A 16,483-nucleotide genomic window follows, 5' to 3' on the forward strand; every position below is an offset into this window, starting at 1 on the left:
GGATGTCCCCGCGCGGGTCCACCCGACCCGCTCCTGCGCGTGCGCGCACCGCTGACGGAGGGGTCGATGGAGTATCTGGGCGCTGTCGTGGTGGTCGTCGTGGTGCTGCTGCTGTCCATCGGGCTGCACGAGGTGGGGCACATGGTCCCCGCCAAGCGCTTCGGGGTCAGGGTCAGCCACTACATGGTGGGGTTCGGCCCCACGCTCTGGTCGCGCACCAAGGGCGAGACCGAGTACGGCCTCAAGGCGATCCCGCTCGGCGGCTACGTGCGCCTGGTCGGCATGTACCCGCCCGACGACGCCGTCGGCAACCCGCCCGCGCGCACCTGGCTCGGCCGCCTCGCGCGCGACGCCCGGCAGGCCAGCGCCGAGGAGATCCGGCCGGGGGAGGACGCGCGCGCCTTCTACCGCCTGTCCACGCCCAAGAAGCTGGTCGTCATGCTCGGGGGCCCGGTGATGAACCTCGTCATCGCGTTCGTCCTCATGGCGATCGCGCTGGTCGGATTCGGCCTGCCGACGGACACCCCGCGCCTCGCGAGCGTCTACGAGTGCGTGCTGCCCGCGAACGCCACCGAGACCCAGGAGTGCACCGCGTCCGATCCCGCCGCCCCCGCGGCGGCCGCGGGCATCGAGCCCGGTGACGTCGTCGTGTCCTACGACGGCACCGAGGTCACGTCGTGGAGCCAGCTCTCCGCCCTCATCCGCGACACCGGCGAGGAGGCGGTCCCGATCGTCGTCGAGCGCGACGGGCAGCTGGTGGACCTGACGGTCACGCCGGTCGTCTCGGAGCGGCCGGTGTACGACGAGGAGGCCGGCGAGTACGTCCTCGACGCCGACGGTGAGCCCGTGACGGAGCCGGTCGGCTTCCTCGGCATCTCGCCGACGCGCGAGATGGTGCGACAGCCGCTGTGGAGCGTGCCGGGCGTGGTCGCCGACACCACCTGGCAGACCCTCAAGGTGGTGGCCACGCTGCCCAGCCGGATGGTCGACCTCGTCGAGACGCAGGTCAACGGGACCGAGCGTGACGAGACGAGCATCATCGGGGTCGTCGGCGTCGGCCGGTTCGCGGGGGAGATCGCCTCCGCCGACGGCCTCGACTGGCAGATCAAGGCGGTGTCGCTGCTCCAGATGCTGGCCGCGCTCAACATCTCGCTGTTCGTGTTCAACCTCATCCCGCTGCCCCCGCTCGACGGCGGGCACGTCGCCGCCGCCCTGTGGGAGGGCGCGCGCCGTCAGGTCGCGCGCCTGCGCGGCCTGCCCCGGCCCGGGCCCTTCGACTCGGCCAAGCTGGTCCCGCTGGCGTACTCGGTGTTCGTGGTGCTCGGCGCCCTAGGCGTGCTGCTGATCTACGCGGACCTCGTGAACCCCGTGCAGATCTGACCTGTCCGCGCGGGGTGATCTCGTGCACACCGGCCGGCCCGCACGGGCCCGGGTGCGATGATGGAGGGGTGAGCATCCCGATCAGCCTCGGCATGCCGGAGGCGCCTCCTCTGGTCCTGGCCCCCCGGCGCAAGACGCGCAAGATCAAGGTGGGCAAGGTCGACGTCGGCGGTGACGCCCCCGTCAGCGTCCAGTCGATGTGCACCACCCAGACCACGGACATCAACGCGACGCTCCAGCAGATCGCCGCGCTGACGGCGGCCGGCTGCGACATCGTGCGCGTCGCGGTGCCGACGCAGGACGACGCCGACGCCCTGCCGGCCATCGCGCACAAGTCGCAGATCCCCGTGATCGCGGACATCCACTTCCAGCCGAAGTACGTGTTCGCGGCCATCGACGCCGGTTGCGCCGCCGTCCGCGTGAACCCCGGGAACATCCGCAAGTTCGACGACCAGGTCAAGCAGATCGCCCAGGCGGCCACCGACGCCGGCACGTCGATCCGGATCGGTGTCAACGCCGGCTCGCTGGACCCGCGCCTGCTCGCCAAGTACGGCAAGGCCACTCCCGAGGCGCTGGTCGAGTCGGCCGTCTGGGAGGCGTCGCTGTTCGAGGAGCACGGCTTCCGCGACTTCAAGATCTCCGTCAAGCACAACGACCCGGTCGTCATGGTCCGCGCCTACGAGCTGCTCTCCGAGCGTGGCGACTGGCCCCTGCACCTCGGCGTCACCGAGGCGGGCCCGGCGTTCCAGGGCACCATCAAGTCCGCGACCGCGTTCGGCGCCCTCCTGAGCAAGGGCATCGGCGACACCATCCGCGTGTCGCTGTCCGCCCCGCCGGTCGAGGAGGTCAAGGTCGGCATCCAGATCCTGCAGTCGCTGAACCTGCGGCCGCGCAAGCTCGAAATCGTCTCCTGCCCCTCGTGCGGGCGGGCCCAGGTCGACGTCTACACGCTCGCGGAGCGCGTCACGGCCGGTCTGGAGGGGATGGAGGTGCCGCTGCGCGTCGCGGTCATGGGCTGCGTCGTGAACGGCCCCGGCGAGGCCCGCGAGGCGGACCTCGGCGTCGCGTCCGGCAACGGCAAGGGGCAGATCTTCGTGCGCGGCCAGGTCATCAAGACCGTGCCCGAGGCCCTCATCGTCGAGACGCTGATCGAGGAGGCCATGCGCCTCGCGGAGACGATGGACCCCGTCGAGTCGGGCAGCGGTGCGCCGGTGGTCACCGTCGCCTGATGGACGCCGCCGATCGACGTTCACTCGATCGACGTGTGCGCCGCGGGGTGAAGAGCGCGCCCGTGGTGCAGGATCTACCCATGGTGCACCGTCGCGCTGTCCTCCTCGATGGTCGGACCGGGGGCCGAGCCCTCGGCGACGTCGACCTCACCGCTGCCCTTGCCGTCTGCGCGCGCGACGCCGTCGGGTCGGTGCTCGCGACGGCACGGCTCGAGCAGGCGGTCGGCCGCACGCTGCGCTCGGCCGGCGGGACGCTGTGGGGGTACGAGGAGGACGGTGAGCTCCTCGGAATCTGCTACGCGGGCGCCAACATGGTCCCGGTCGTCCCTGTGGACGACCCCCGGGCGGTGAGCCGTGCGCTCGACGCGTTCGCCGAGCTCGCCCGCGCGCAGGGCCGCCGCTGCTCGTCGGTCGTCGGGCCGGCGGACGCCGTGCTCGGCCTGTGGGCCCGGTTGCGCCACTTCTGGCCGGCCGCGCGCGAGGTACGCGCCGACCAGCCCTCGATGGTCATCGAGCACGCGCCGCTCGTGACGGCCGACCCGCGCGTGCGCCGGTCCCGCCCCGAGGAGTTCGACGTGGTGCTCCCCGCCTGCGTGCGCATGTTCACCGAGGAGGTCGGGTACTCGCCTGTCAGCGGCCCGGGAGGGCCGTACGAGACGCGGGTGCACGGCCTCATCGCGCAGGGCCGGTCGTTCGTGCGGATCGACGTGCCGGAGCCGGGACCTGCCGGCCGCCTCGTGCGCCGCGAGACCGGGAACGTCGTCTTCAAGGCCGAGCTCGGCGCGGTCGCCGGGGGAGTGGCGCAGGTGCAGGGGGTCTGGGTGGCTCCGGACCGGCGCGGCGAGCGGCTCTCGGAGTCCGGGATGGCGGCGGTGGTGCAGATCGCCCGCGGTGAGGTCGCGCCGCTCGTGTCGCTCTACGTGAACAGCTACAACGAGCGGGCACTGGCGTCCTACCGCGCCGTGGGGTTCCGGCAGGTGGGAACGTACGCGACCGTCCTGTTCTGAGCCCTCGCCGGGCCAGGCGCAGCAGCGGGCTCAGCGCAGCAGCCGCGACATCCGTCGGTCGGCGAGCGGCTTGCCGCCGGTCTGGCACGTGGGGCAGTACTGCAGCGACGAGTCCGCGAACGAGACCTCGTGCACGGTGTCCCCGCACGGCACGTCGTCCCAGCCCGGGCAGGGCTCTCCCGTGCGTCCGTGCACCTTCATCCCGCGGCGCTTGGCGTCCTTCAGCTCGGCAGCCGGCTTTCCCGAGGCGGACTCCACGGCACCCGTGAGCACCTCGCGGATCGCCTCCCACAGCACGCGGGTGCGGTCGGTGTCGAACGACCTCGTCATGGTGAACGGGCTCATGCGGGCCGCCAGCAGGATCTCGTCCGAGTAGGCGTTCCCGATCCCGGCGATCGTCCCCTGGTCGCGCAGCAACCCCTTGACCTGCTGGTTGCGGGCGGCGAGCAACTCGGCGAGGCGGTCCTCCGTGAACTCGTCGGACAGCGGCTCGACGCCGAGCGAGGCGATCTGCGGGACGTCGGCCGGATCCTCGACGACGTGCACCGCGAGGCGCTTGCGCGTCCCGGCCTCGGTCAGGTCGAACCCCGAGCCGTCGTCCAGGCGCACCCGGAGCGCGAGTGGCGACTTGCCGGGCCGGACGGGGTTGGTCGACAGCTGCTCGGACCAGCGGACCCACCCGGCCCGCGACAGGTGCCAGACCAGGTGCAACGGCTCGCCGGTCGACGTGGCCACCATGAGGTCCAGCCACTTGCCGTGCCGCTGGACGTCGACCACCGTCCCGCCGACCAGCGCGTCGGGCGCCGGGCGGAACGTCTTCAGGGCGCTGATCGCACCGATCGAGACCTCCGTCACGGCGTGATCGACCGTCCGCCCGCGCAGGAACTGCGCGAGCGCCTCGACCTCGGGCAGCTCCGGCACGGCACCATCCAACCCCACGCAAAGGCGTACGGGGGGAGGATCGAAGGCAACTAGGCTCCGTCCCATGCTCATCCGCCTGTCCCAGCTCTTCTTCCGCACGCTGCGTGAGGACCCGGTCGACGCCGAGGTCGCCAGCCACCGTCTGCTCGTGCGCGCCGGCTACATCCGCCGCGCCGCGCCCGGCATCTACACCTGGCTGCCCCTCGGCCTGCGGGTGCTGGCCAAGGTGGAGAACGTCGTGCGCGAGGAGATGGTCGCGGCGGGCGCCCAGGAGGTCCACTTCCCGGCGCTGCTGCCCAAGGAGCCGTACGAGGCGACCGGCCGGTGGAGCGAGTACGGGCCGAACATCTTCCGGCTCAAGGACCGCAAGGGCGGTGACTACCTGCTCGCGCCGACGCACGAGGAGATGTTCACGCTGCTGGTCAAGGACCTGTACTCGTCGTACAAGGACCTGCCGCTGACGCTGTTCCAGATCCAGACCAAGTACCGCGACGAGGCGCGCCCGCGTGCCGGTCTCATCCGCGGACGCGAGTTCATCATGAAGGACGCCTACTCGTTCGACCTCGACGACGCCGGTCTGGCCGCCTCCTACCAGGTGCAGCGCGACGCCTACGAGCGGATCTTCACGCGGCTCGGGCTCGAGTACGTCATCGTCGCGGCCACGTCCGGTGCGATGGGCGGGTCGCGCTCGGAGGAGTTCCTCACGCCGACCGCGATCGGCGAGGACACGTTCGTGCGGTCCCCGGGCGGGTACGCCGCGAACGTCGAGGCGGTGACCACGGTCGTGCCCGACGCGCTGCCGTTCGACGACGCCCCCGCGGCCCACGTCGAGGACACGCCGGACACCCCGACCATCGACACCCTGGTCGCGGTCGCCAACGAGCGGTTCGCGCGGCCGGACCGGCCGTGGACCGCGGCGGACACCCTGAAGAACGTCGTGCTCGCTCTGGTGCACCCGACCGGTGAGCGCGAGCTGCTCGTCGTCGGGCTGCCCGGGGACCGCGACGTCGACCTCAAGCGCCTCGAGGCGGCCGTGGCGCCGGCCGAGGTCGAGGCCGCCGGCGACGCCGACTTCGCCGCGCACCCCGAGCTGGTCCGCGGGTACATCGGCCCCCGGTCCATGGGGCCGAACGTCCCCGTGGCGGAGGGCGCCGAGCGCACTGCCGTGCGGTACCTGCTCGACCCCCGCGTCGTCGCCGGCACCCGCTGGATCACCGGGGCCGACGAGCCCGGCCGGCACGTGTTCGATCTCGTCGCCGGGCGCGACTTCACGGCCGACGGGACCGTCGAGGCGGCCGAGGTGCGTGCCGGTGACCCGGCGCCGGACGGCTCCGGTCCGCTCGAGCTGGCGCGCGGCATCGAGATCGGTCACATCTTCGCCCTCGGTCGCAAGTACGCCCAGGCGCTGGGCCTGACCGTGCTCGACCAGAACGGCAAGGCGCAGGTGGTGACCATGGGCTCCTACGGCGTCGGGGTCACCCGCGTCCTGGCCGCGCTCGCCGAGGCCAACAACGACGACCGTGGGCTGGCCTGGCCGGCCCACGTCGCACCGGCCCACGTCCACGTGGTCGCCACGGGCAAGGACCCGGCCGTCTTCGAGGCCGCCGACGCGCTCGCCACCGAGCTGTCCTCGCGCGGGATCGAGGTGCTCTACGACGACCGCCCGGGCAAGGTGTCGCCCGGCGTGAAGTTCGCCGACGCCGAGCTGCTGGGCGTGCCGCTGGTCGTGGTCGTCGGCCGCGGGCTGGCCGAGGGTGTGGTCGAGGTGCGTCCGCGGGTCGGCGGCACCGCCGAGCAGGTCCCGGTCGCCGACGCGGCCGACCGTGTCTCGGCCCTCGTGGCGGAGCTGCTCGCCGACTGACGCCCCCTGCGGACCTGCGCGGACGACCGAGCAGGTGGCTGGCCCGGCTACCACGTGCTCGGACGTTCCGGGAGCGGTGGAACGAGCGGGCGGGTCAGCCCGTGGGCTGCTGCGCGCGCTCCGGCAGGCCGGGGAACGGCACCGGGGTCGCGCCCCACGCGGCGGCGTCCACCGTCGCCCGGCGCAGGCCGTCGATGAGCGCGGCGCGGCTGCCGGCGCCCGCCTGGGCGACGGCGTTCGCGCAGGCGTCGGCCACGGAGGTCTCCAGCGTGCGTCCGAGCGCGGTCGCGACGACCGGGTCGTCGAGCCCGCCGGGGACCGAGTACGACGCCCGGCGCGGGTCCTGGGCCGTGCCGTCGATGCCGGCCGCGGCCGCCCACTCCTCGCTGCGCGCGCGGTGGGCGGCGGCGGCGGTCAGCGCCGCCGTGCGCTGGTCGCCCGCGAGCTTGGCGGCGACGACCTCGAAGCCGAACCCGGCCTCGTCGTGCACCAGGGCGAGCGCCGCGACCTCGGCGGCGGTGAGCGCGTCGCCGGCCGGGGACTCGGTACTGCCGGGGGTGGGCGAGGGGTCGGCCGTGGCCACCTGGTCAGGGACGAGCGCGGGGACCTCGGCGCCGGTGGCCTGCGCGAGCCGCACGGCCAGCTCACCGCGGGAGGTCGCGACGGACGCGACGAGCCGGGCCAGGGGGCCGTCGGCCACTGCGTCGGCGTCGGTGAGGGCCGTGCGCGTCGCCGACCCGAGCCGGTCGAGGACCTCGGCGACGGAGCGCGTCGCCGGGGTGCTCGCCGACGGGGTGCCCGTGGGCGAGGGCAGGCCGGAGACGTACTCGCCGCCCAGCTGCTCGGCGTGCTGCTCGGCGTAGGCGACGACGTCCGCGAGGACGGTCGCGACCGAGGGGACCGCGCCGTCGGGGAGGGCCGCGGCGGCCTCGGCCGCGGCCGCGAGGTCCAGCGAGTCCGCGACGGTCCGCCCCCGCACCTGCTCGACGGCGTCGGGGGAGGGCTCGGCCGGGGGCGGAGTCTCGACCCGCAGCCCGCACGCCCCCAGCGTGAGAACCGTCACGACGGACGCGAGCGTCCGTAGCGCGGCCGACCGCCGGCGCGCGTGATCCCGGTGGCCTGCAGTGTTCTGGTCCGCGCTCATCGCGGGTGATCCTGCCACGCCACCGGGCCGCGGCCGTCGGGCACGCCCGGACTCGTTACTGTGGTCCCACAACATCACAGGGTCGCAACGTCGCTCGGCGATGACCCGCTGGACCGACAGGAGGCTGACATGGTCGCGCCAGCGCATGCTGACCGGGTCCGCCACGTCGTGGAGCCCGCCGTCGTGGGCCAGGGTCTCGTGCTCGAGGACGTCACGGTGCGCAGGGCAGGCGCCCGGTCGGTCGTCGAGGTGGTCCTGGACGTGACCGAGGACGACGACGGCGGTCTGGACCTCGACCGTGTGGCCGACGCCACCCGTGCCGTCTCCGACGCGCTGGACGCCGCCGACGTCATCACCGGCGAGTACACGCTCGACGTGATGAGCCCCGGCGTGGACCGTCCGCTGACCGAGCGCCGCCACTTCACGCGCGCCGTCGGGCACCTGCTCACCGTGACCCTGGCGGACGGCCGCACGCTGGCCGGCCGACTCACCGAGGTGGACCGCACGGGCCCGGACGACGCGATCGTCGTCGTGCCCGTGACGCCCGGCCGCAAGGGGCGCAAGCCGGTGGTGGGTGAGCCGGTACGGGTACCCCTGTCGGACGTCCGCCGCGGGCGCGTCGAGGTGGACCTGTCGGGCATCGGCCCTGTGGACGACGACGAGGCCGACGGCGCTGCTGCCGGCGAGGAGAGCTGAGATGGACATCGACATGCAGGCGTTGCGGCTGCTCGAGCGCGAGAAGGAGATCAGCCTCGACGTGCTGGTCTCCGCGATCGAGCAGGCGCTGCTGTCCGCCTACCACCGGACGCCCGGCGCACAGGCGAAGGCCCGGGTGGAGCTGGACCGGCGCACCGGGCACGTCACCGTGTGGGCCCGCGAGGCCGCTCCGGTGGCCGAGCCCGACGAGGAGGGCATCGCGGCGCCGCCGGCCCCGGACGGTCCCGAGTTCGACGACACCCCGGCCGGCTTCGGCCGGATCGCGACCGCGACCGCGCGCCAGGTCATCGTGCAGCGCCTGCGGGACGCCGAGGACGACCAGGTGCTCGGAGCGTTCCGTGGCAAGGAGGGCGAGGTGCTGGGTGGCGTCATCCAGCAGGGTCGCGACCCCCGCACCGTGCTCGTCGACGTCGGCGGCACGGAGGCGGTCCTGCCCGCGCACGAGCAGGTGCCGGGCGAGGAGTACGTGCACGGCGACCGCATCCGCGGCTACGTGCTCGAGGTGGCGCGCGGCCAGCGCGGACCCCAGGTGACGTTGTCCCGCACGCACCCCAACCTCGTGCGCAAGCTGTTCGAGCTCGAGGTGCCCGAGGTCGCCGACGGCACCGTCGAGATCACCGCCATGGCGCGGGAGGCGGGGCACCGCACGAAGATGGCCGTCCGCGCCAACGTGCCGGGCGTCAACGCCAAGGGCGCGTGCATCGGACCCATGGGTGGCCGCGTGCGCGCGGTCATGGCCGAGCTGCACGGCGAGAAGATCGACATCGTCGACCACGCGGACGACCCGGCCGAGATGATCGCCCACGCGCTGTCGCCGGCCCGGGTGCTGTCCGTCACGGTGGTCGACCCCGAGGCGCGCGCCGCCCGGGTCGTGGTGCCGGACTACCAGCTGTCGCTGGCGATCGGCAAGGAGGGGCAGAACGCCCGCCTGGCCGCGAAGCTGACGGGCTGGCGCATCGACATCCGCTCGGACGCGGAGGTGCCGGGCGACCGTGAGTCCGTGAACCACGGGTCTGCGACCGCCCGCGACGGCGCGGACGGTAGTGAGTGACCTCACGAGTGACGCCGCCGGAGCCGCGGCGCGGTAGACTCGCTGCGGCTGGGCCGGATGTTCGGCTCCTTCCGTCGAGCCGGCGGACCCCTCAGACAGTGAACGACGTCTCAGGCATGGGTCCGCTGCGCACGTGCGTGGGGTGTCGAGCGACCGGCCCGAGGTCAGCCCTGTTGAGGGTGGTCGTCGAACGTGGTGGGACAGGAGCCTTCGAGGTTCCTGAGCTCGTCGTGGACGTCGGGCGCCGGATGCCGGGTAGGGGGGCTTGGTTGCACCCCGAACCTGGATGTCTCGAGAAGGCCGAACGCAAGCGTGCGTTCGGGCGGGCCCTGCGAGTAGCGGGGCAGCCCGGCACGAGCGCGGTGCACCGCCATCTCGAGCGGCAGCAGCAGGACGTCGTCGGGTAGGTCCCGGCGGCGAGGCCGATCGTCGATACGGAAAGCGGGTTGGAAGCCGATGGCTGCCCGATGAGCACGCACCGATGAGTACCCAGCGATGAGTACCCAGCACTAACGACGGTCCGACCCTGTCCGGGCGGACCGAGACAGGAGAGATGTGGCCAAGGTCCGCGTCTACGAGCTCGCCAAAGAGCTCGGGGTCGACAGCAAGACCATCATGACCAAGCTGAACGAGTTCGGTGAATTCGTTCGCTCGGCATCCTCGACCATCGAACCGCCGGTCGTCCGCAAGCTGCGGGACACCTACCCGGTCGGTGGCGGAGGTTCCGCCCCCGCAGCTGCACCTGCGCCGAAGGCACCGGCACGCCCGGCGCCCGCGCCGGCCGCCGCTGCCCCCACAGCACCCGCACCCGCGGCACCGGTCGAGGCCCCCCGCCCCGCACCCGCTGCTGCGCCCGCACCCGCCGCCCAGGCCCCGGCCGCTCCCGCAGCCCCGGCCCCGGCACGTCCCGCCCCGGCGCGCCCGGCGCCCGCCGCACCGGCTCCCGCCGCTGCTGCACCGAGCGCGGGCACCAGCCCGGCGGCGCGTCCCGGCCCGCGTCAGGCCCCGCCTGCCGCCCGCCCGGGCAACAACCCCTTCGCGCCGTCGCAGGGCATGCCGCGCCAGGGCGAGCGCCCCGGTGGCGGTGCGCCGCGTCCGCCGCGTCCCGGCAACAACCCGTTCGCGCCGTCGCAGGGCATGCCGCGTCCCGGTGACCGGGACCGTCGTCCCGCGCCCGCCGAGGGTGCACCGGCCGCTGCGGCCGGGGAGCGTCCGGGCGGTCCCCGTCCCGGTGGTCCGCGTCCCGGCGGTCCGCGCCCCAACCCGGGCATGATGCCGGGCCGCACGTCGAGCGGCGTGGGCCGTCCCGGCGAGCGTCCGGCCGGTCCCGGTGGCCGTGGCGGCCCCGGCGGTGCCGGTGGCGGTGCGCGCGGCGGTTACGCCGGTCGTCCCGGCGGCGGTGGCGGTGCGCCCGGTGGAGCCCCCGGCGGTTTCGCCGGTCGTCCCGGTGGCGGTGGCCGTCCCGGCGGCGCCGGTCGTGGCAGCACGCAGGGTGCGTTCGGCCGCGCAGGCGGTCGTCCCGTCCGCGGGCGCAAGTCGAAGCGTGCGAAGCGTCAAGAGTTCGAGCAGATGCAGGCCCCCTCGCTGGGTGGCGTGCAGGTCCCGCGCGGCAACGGCAAGACCGTCGTCCGTCTGCGGCACGGCTCGTCGCTCAACGACTTCGCCGACAAGATCGACGCCAACCCCGCCGCGCTGGTCACCGTGCTGTTCCACCTCGGTGAGATGGCCACGGCGACCCAGTCGCTGGACGAGGACACGTTCGGCACTCTCGCCGAGGAGCTCGGCTACCGCATCGAGATGGTGTCGGCCGAGGAGGAGGACCGCGAGCTGCTCGGGGCCTTCGACATCGACCTGGACGCCGAGCTCGAGGCCGAGGGCGACGACGACCTGACGGCACGACCCCCCGTGGTCACCGTCATGGGCCACGTCGACCACGGAAAGACCAAGCTCCTCGACGCGATCCGTCAGACGGACGTCGTCGCGGGCGAGGCCGGCGGGATCACGCAGCACATCGGTGCCTACCAGGTGCACACCACCCACGAGGGCATCGACCGTGCCGTCACGTTCATCGACACCCCGGGCCACGAGGCGTTCACCGCCATGCGTGCCCGTGGTGCGCAGGTGACCGACATCGCGATCCTCGTGGTCGCGGCCGACGACGGCGTGATGCCTCAGACCATCGAGGCGCTCAACCACGCCCAGGCGGCCGGTGTGCCGATCGTGGTCGCGGTGAACAAGGTGGACAAGGAGGGGGCCAACCCCGCCAAGGTCCGCCAGCAGCTCACCGAGTACAACCTGGTGGCCGAGGAGTACGGCGGCGACACGATGTTCGTCGACGTCTCCGCGAAGTCGCTCACGGGTATCGACCAGCTGCTCGAGGCGGTCCTCCTCACGGCGGACGCGGCCCTCGACCTGCGGGCGAACGCGGACAAGGACGCGCGAGGCGTTGCCATCGAGGCGAACCTCGACAAGGGCCGCGGTGCCGTTGCGACGGTGCTCGTCCAGTCCGGAACGCTGAACGTCGGCGACGCGATCGTGGCCGGTACGGCGTACGGCCGTGTCCGTGCGATGTTCGACGAGCACGGCGAGCCGGTCACGGTGGCCGGGCCGTCGCGTCCGGTGCAGGTCCTCGGCCTGACCTCGGTGCCCCGCGCCGGTGACACGTTCCTCGTGGCTCCGGACGACCGCACCGCGCGTCAGATCGGTGAGAAGCGCGAGGCGGCCGAGCGTGCCGCCCTCCTGGCCAAGCGTCGCAAGCGCATCAGCCTCGAGGACTTCACGCAGGCGCTCCAGCAGGGCAAGGTCGAGACCCTCAACCTGGTCCTCAAGGGCGACGTGTCGGGTGCCGTCGAGGCGCTCGAGGACGCGCTGCTCAAGATCGACGTGGGCGACGAGGTCGAGCTGCGCGTCATCCACCGTGGTGTGGGTGCCATCACGCAGAACGACGTCAACCTGGCGACCGTCGACTCGGCGATCATCATCGGGTTCAACGTCAAGTACGCGGAGCGCGTCGAGGAGCTGGCGGACCGCGAGGGCGTCGACGTGCGCTTCTACTCGGTCATCTACCAGGCGATCGACGACGTCGAGGCGGCCCTCAAGGGCATGCTCAAGCCGGAGTACGAGGAGGTGCAGCTCGGTACCGCCGAGGTGCGCGAGGTCTTCCGGTCCTCGAAGTTCGGCAACATCGCCGGGTCGATCGTCCGGTCGGGTCTCATCCGACGGAACACGAAGGCGCGCGTCACCCGTGGCGGCAAGGTCATCGGCGACAACCTGTCGATCGAGTCGCTCAAGCGGTTCAAGGACGACGCCACCGAGGTCCGCGAGGGCTTCGAGTGCGGTATCGGCCTCGGATCGTTCAACGACGTCGAGACCGGCGACATCATCGAGACCTGGGAGATGCGCGAGAAGCCTCGCGCCTGACCCCAGTGATCACCGACCGCAGGGCGGGCGAGGCGGAACCCGTCCTCGCCCGCCCTGCGGTCTCTCACCCCCCGAAAGGAACGTCCGATGGCGGACACCGCCCGCGCCCGCAAGCTCAGCGAGCGCATCCAGCAGGTCGTCGCGCAGATGCTCGACACCCGGATCAAGGACCCGCGGCTGGGCTTCGTCACGGTCACCGACGTGCGCGTCACGGGTGACCTCCAGCACGCCGACGTGTTCTACACGGTGCTGGGAGACGACGCCGCACGCACCGACACCGCCGCCGCGCTGGAGAGCGCGAAGGGCGTCATCCGCTCCGAGGTGGGCAAGCAGACCGGGATCCGGCTGACGCCGTCCCTGGACTTCCACCTGGACGCGCTGCCGGACACGTCCGCGCAGCTGGATGCCGCGCTGCTCGAGGCGGCCCGTCGCGACCGCGAGGTCGCGGCGCTCGCCGCGCAGGCCAGCTTCGCGGGAGACGCGGACCCGTACAAGAAGGCCGACGACGAGGCCGACGAGGACTGAGCACGACACGACGACGCCCCCGGGGACTCCCCGGGGGCGCTGTCATGTGCTCAGGGTGCTCAGGGGGTGACGCGACCGGTGCTGCGCGGCATCCCGACCAGCACCAGGACGGCACTGAGCGCGACGACGACGGCGGCGACCAGTGCGGCCGGCTGCAGGCCCGCGGCGTACCCGTCGGGAGTCAGCGTGCCCTCCGACGCGGTGAACACGGCGACGAGCGCCGCGACGCCGAGCGCACCGCCGATCTCCCGGATCGTGGAGTTCACCGAGCTGGCTGTCCCGTGGTCGTCGGGGGCCATGTCGAACAGGACGGCGGTGGCGCTCGGGGCGAAGGTCAGACCCATGCCGACGCCGGTCAGCACGAGCCCGGGCACCAGGTCGGTGTAGACGAGCCCGTCGGTGGTGACGAGCAGACCCTGCCACGCCAGGCCGGCGGCCTGCAGGATCAGCCCGCCCGCCAGCAGCGGGCGCACGCCGATCCGGGGCGCCAGCAGGCCGGCGAGCGGGGCGAAGACCATGGGTGCCGCCGTCCACGGCAGGGTGCGGAGCCCGGCCTCCAGGGGCGTGAACCCCATGCCGATCTGCAGGTACTGGGCCAGGAGGAAGACGAGGCCGAACACCCCGAAGGAGAACGCCAGCCCGCTGCCGTTCGCCACGGCGAACGAGCGCACGCGGAACAGGCGCAGGGGGACCAGGGGGTGCTGCGCGCGCGACTCGCGCACGAGGAACCCCCCGAGCAGGAGGAGGGCGGCGACGAGCCCGCCGATGACGCGGGCGGAGCCCCAGCCGTCGTCGTTGCCGCGGATGATCGCCCAGACGAGCGCCAGGATGCCGGTGCCGGCAAGGGCGACGCCGGGAAGGTCGAGCGGCTGGCGGCGGCCGTGGGACTCGGGCAGGGCCCACAGCGCGAGCGGGATGCCGACGACGGCGACCGGGACGTTGATCCAGAAGATCGCCTCCCACGAGATGCCCTCGGTCACGGCACCGCCGATGACGGGGCCCAGGGCGACGCCCAGGCCGGACACGCCGCCCCAGACTCCGATGGCCATCGCGCGCCGTGCCGCGGGGACCGCCCCCGCGAGCAGTGTCAGGGACAGCGGCATGATCGCCGCCGCGCCTGCGCCCTGGACCGCGCGGGCGGCGATGAGCAGCTCGGCTGTCGTGGCCAGGGCCGACGCGACCGATGCGAGGGCGAACACGACGATGCCGGCGATGAACACCCGGCGGCGGCCCCACCGGTCGCCCAGGGTGGCGGCGGCGATCATCAGCGTGGCGAAGCTCAGCGTGTAGGCGTTGACCATCCACTGCAGCTGCTCGAGCGACGCCGAGAGCTCGGTGCGCAGGACCGGCAGGGCGGTCGTCATGACGAGGTTGTCGAGGGTCGCCATGAACATGGGGACGGACGCGGCCACCAGGGCGACGGCCGTCCCGCGGCGGCGGACGGCCGAGGGTGCGGCAGGCGCCCGGGGCGGCGCCGGCATCGTGACGGTCACGGGATCTCCTAAGGCATTGATTGATTACTAACAAGTCGGAACCATAGGCATCGGCTGATAACATGTCAACCATGTCTCTCGACCAGAGCACGGAGCGGCCGGCGAAGAAGCCGACCCAGCGCATGTCAGGCGTCCAGCGCCGCGAGGAGATCCTGCTCGCGGCGCGCGCGGTGTTCGCCGAGCGTGGGTACGCGGCGAGCACGGACGAGGTGGCCCGCGCCGCGGGGGTCTCCCAGCCCTACGTGGTGCGCATGTTCGGCACCAAGCGGGAGCTGTTCCTCGAGGCGTACAAGGTGGCCAGCGCGCAGATCGTGGCCGCTCTCGCGGCCGTCCCCGCAGGTCCCGACGCCGCGCGGCGGATGGGCGACGCGTACATCGGCCTGCTCGAGGACCGCGACCTCCTGCGGCTGGTCATGCACGGCTTCACCGCCGGAGCCGACGAGCAGGTCGGTCGTGTGGCCCGGCACACGCTGGGGGAGGCGTTCCGCCTGTTCCTGGAGCGCTCGGGCGCCGACGACCAGGCCGCCCGGACCTTCGTCGCGCAGGGCATGCTGATCAACGTGCTCCTCGCCGTCGACGCGCTGGCCCACCGCGGCGAGGACGCCGGCCTGGACGCCCTGGTCAAGTGCGTGCAGGACGACATCGACGGGCGGGCCAGCGCGTGACGCACGGCTCGACCGACCGACCGCAGGGCCCACGACGGCCGACGGCGGCCGACGGTGTCGTCGTCGTCGACAAGCCGGCCGGTTGGACCAGTCACGACGTCGTCGCGCGCATGCGACGCCTCGCGAGCACCCGCAAGGTCGGGCACGCCGGGACGCTCGACCCCATGGCGACGGGGGTGCTCGTGCTCGGCATCGGCCGGGCGACCCGCCTGCTGACGTACATCGTGGGCGCCGACAAGGAGTACACCGCGACGATCCGGCTCGGCGTCGTGACGACGACGGACGACGCCGAGGGGGAGACCCTCGCGACGGTCGACGCGTCCGGCGTGACGCGCGCCCAGGTCGAGGCCGGAGCCGCTGTGCTGACCGGCGCGATCCAGCAGGTGCCCAGCGCCGTGTCGGCCATCAAGGTGGACGGGCAGCGCGCCTACGCACGGGTGCGCGCGGGGGAGGACGTCGAGCTCGCCGCGCGCCCGGTGACGGTCAGCCGGTTCGACGTGCACGACGTGCGCTCGGGGCGGACGCAGGACGGGTCACCCGTGCTCGACGTCGACGTCACCGTCGTGGTCTCGTCGGGGACGTACGTCCGCGCGCTGGCCCGTGACCTGGGCGCCGCCCTGGGGGTCGGGGGGCACCTGACGGCGCTGCGCCGGACGCGGGTGGGCGGGTACGGGCTCGACGTGGCCAGGTCGCTGGACGACCTCGGCGCCCTGCCGGTGGACGCGCCGATCGACGTCGTTTCCCTGGCCGACTCCGCGCGCGCGACGTTCCCCGTCCGGGACCTCACCGCCGACGAGGCACGCGCCCTGTCCTACGGGCAGGCCATCGACGTGCTCGACGGTGCGCCGCGGGACACCGTGGCGGGGATCGACCCGTCCGGCCGCCTGGTGGCCCTCCTCGAGGAGCGCGGCGGCAGGATCCGCCCGGCGCTCGTGTTCGCGCCCGCCTGAGGCCGCCTGGCCGTTCGGCGGCTGACCGAATCGTTTCGAGGCCCTTCCGGTATGTCCGGATCCTGCCCTACCCTGCGGGGAGCGTCACGGCGCTCCCACAGGGTTGTGGGAGCGCTCCTA

At 73.2% G+C, this 16,483-nt stretch carries 14 protein-coding genes; 11 read left to right on the forward strand and 3 right to left on the reverse strand.

Features of this window, described 5'->3' with window-relative positions; translation table 11 throughout:
• Positions 1 to 66: 66 nt before the first annotated feature.
• The 3 genes from KG102_RS06605 (at position 67) to KG102_RS06615 (ending at position 3,616) form a co-directional block, all read left to right on the forward strand.
• Positions 67 to 1,380, forward strand: coding sequence for a M50 family metallopeptidase (locus tag KG102_RS06605; RefSeq protein ID WP_208289186.1), 1,314 nt, complete (start codon positions 67 to 69; stop codon positions 1,378 to 1,380).
• 68 nt (positions 1,381 to 1,448) lie between these two features.
• Positions 1,449 to 2,609, forward strand: coding sequence for a flavodoxin-dependent (E)-4-hydroxy-3-methylbut-2-enyl-diphosphate synthase (ispG, locus tag KG102_RS06610; protein ID WP_208213901.1), 1,161 nt, complete (start codon positions 1,449 to 1,451; stop codon positions 2,607 to 2,609).
• An 80-nt stretch (positions 2,610 to 2,689) separates the two neighbouring features.
• On the forward strand, positions 2,690 to 3,616 hold the full coding sequence (locus KG102_RS06615) for a GNAT family N-acetyltransferase (RefSeq protein ID WP_208289184.1): 927 nt from the start codon (positions 2,690 to 2,692) through the stop codon (positions 3,614 to 3,616).
• Positions 3,617 to 3,646: 30 nt separating this feature from the next.
• Here the strand turns inward: KG102_RS06615 and KG102_RS06620 are convergent, their stop codons facing one another.
• Entirely contained in the window at positions 3,647 to 4,537 is an 891-nt protein-coding gene (locus tag KG102_RS06620) for an Fpg/Nei family DNA glycosylase (protein WP_208289183.1), read from the reverse strand.
• Between the two features lie 64 nt (positions 4,538 to 4,601).
• On the opposite strand from KG102_RS06620, the gene KG102_RS06625 reads away from it, so the two are divergent.
• The gene (locus tag KG102_RS06625; protein ID WP_208289181.1) at positions 4,602 to 6,398 is read left to right on the forward strand and encodes a proline--tRNA ligase; all 1,797 of its coding nucleotides are present in this window, start codon (positions 4,602 to 4,604) and stop codon (positions 6,396 to 6,398) included.
• A gap of 94 nt (positions 6,399 to 6,492) precedes the next feature.
• Here KG102_RS06625 and KG102_RS18915 read toward each other — a convergent pair whose 3' ends face one another.
• Positions 6,493 to 7,461: a DUF4439 domain-containing protein gene (locus KG102_RS18915; protein WP_208289180.1), complete on the reverse strand. Its 969-nt coding sequence runs from the start codon at positions 7,459 to 7,461 to the stop codon at positions 6,493 to 6,495.
• Between the two features lie 210 nt (positions 7,462 to 7,671).
• Between KG102_RS18915 and KG102_RS06635 the strand changes: the two genes are divergently transcribed.
• The 5 genes from KG102_RS06635 to rbfA all read left to right on the forward strand — a co-directional run bounded on the left by KG102_RS06635 (position 7,672) and on the right by rbfA (position 13,255).
• Positions 7,672 to 8,238, forward strand: a complete 567-nt coding sequence (locus KG102_RS06635; RefSeq protein WP_208289179.1) for a ribosome maturation factor RimP — start codon at positions 7,672 to 7,674, stop codon at positions 8,236 to 8,238.
• Between the two features lies 1 nt (position 8,239).
• Positions 8,240 to 9,310, forward strand: coding sequence for a transcription termination factor NusA (nusA, locus tag KG102_RS06640; RefSeq protein WP_243884278.1), 1,071 nt, complete (start codon positions 8,240 to 8,242; stop codon positions 9,308 to 9,310).
• 116 nt (positions 9,311 to 9,426) lie between these two features.
• The gene (locus KG102_RS06645) at positions 9,427 to 9,717 is read left to right on the forward strand and encodes a YlxR family protein (RefSeq protein ID WP_208289178.1); all 291 of its coding nucleotides are present in this window, start codon (positions 9,427 to 9,429) and stop codon (positions 9,715 to 9,717) included.
• A 148-nt stretch (positions 9,718 to 9,865) separates the two neighbouring features.
• The gene (infB, locus tag KG102_RS06650; RefSeq protein WP_208213894.1) at positions 9,866 to 12,730 is read left to right on the forward strand and encodes a translation initiation factor IF-2; all 2,865 of its coding nucleotides are present in this window, start codon (positions 9,866 to 9,868) and stop codon (positions 12,728 to 12,730) included.
• 87 nt (positions 12,731 to 12,817) lie between these two features.
• The gene (gene rbfA / locus KG102_RS06655) at positions 12,818 to 13,255 is read left to right on the forward strand and encodes a 30S ribosome-binding factor RbfA (protein WP_208213893.1); all 438 of its coding nucleotides are present in this window, start codon (positions 12,818 to 12,820) and stop codon (positions 13,253 to 13,255) included.
• 59 nt (positions 13,256 to 13,314) lie between these two features.
• On the opposite strand, the gene KG102_RS06660 is transcribed toward rbfA, so the two are convergent.
• Entirely contained in the window at positions 13,315 to 14,748 is a 1,434-nt protein-coding gene (locus tag KG102_RS06660) for an MFS transporter (RefSeq protein ID WP_208289177.1), read from the reverse strand.
• Positions 14,749 to 14,819: 71 nt separating this feature from the next.
• On the opposite strand from KG102_RS06660, the gene KG102_RS06665 reads away from it, so the two are divergent.
• Positions 14,820 to 15,413, forward strand: coding sequence for a TetR/AcrR family transcriptional regulator (locus tag KG102_RS06665; protein ID WP_243884277.1), 594 nt, complete (start codon positions 14,820 to 14,822; stop codon positions 15,411 to 15,413).
• On the forward strand, positions 15,410 to 16,363 hold the full coding sequence (gene truB / locus KG102_RS06670; protein ID WP_208289176.1) for a tRNA pseudouridine(55) synthase TruB: 954 nt from the start codon (positions 15,410 to 15,412) through the stop codon (positions 16,361 to 16,363). The genes KG102_RS06665 and truB overlap by 4 nt, the downstream gene beginning before the upstream one ends.
• The last annotated feature ends 120 nt before the right edge of the window (positions 16,364 to 16,483 follow it).

It is taken from the genome of Cellulomonas fengjieae, from assembly GCF_018388465.1.
Taxonomy (GTDB): Bacteria; Actinomycetota; Actinomycetes; order Actinomycetales; family Cellulomonadaceae; genus Cellulomonas; species Cellulomonas fengjieae.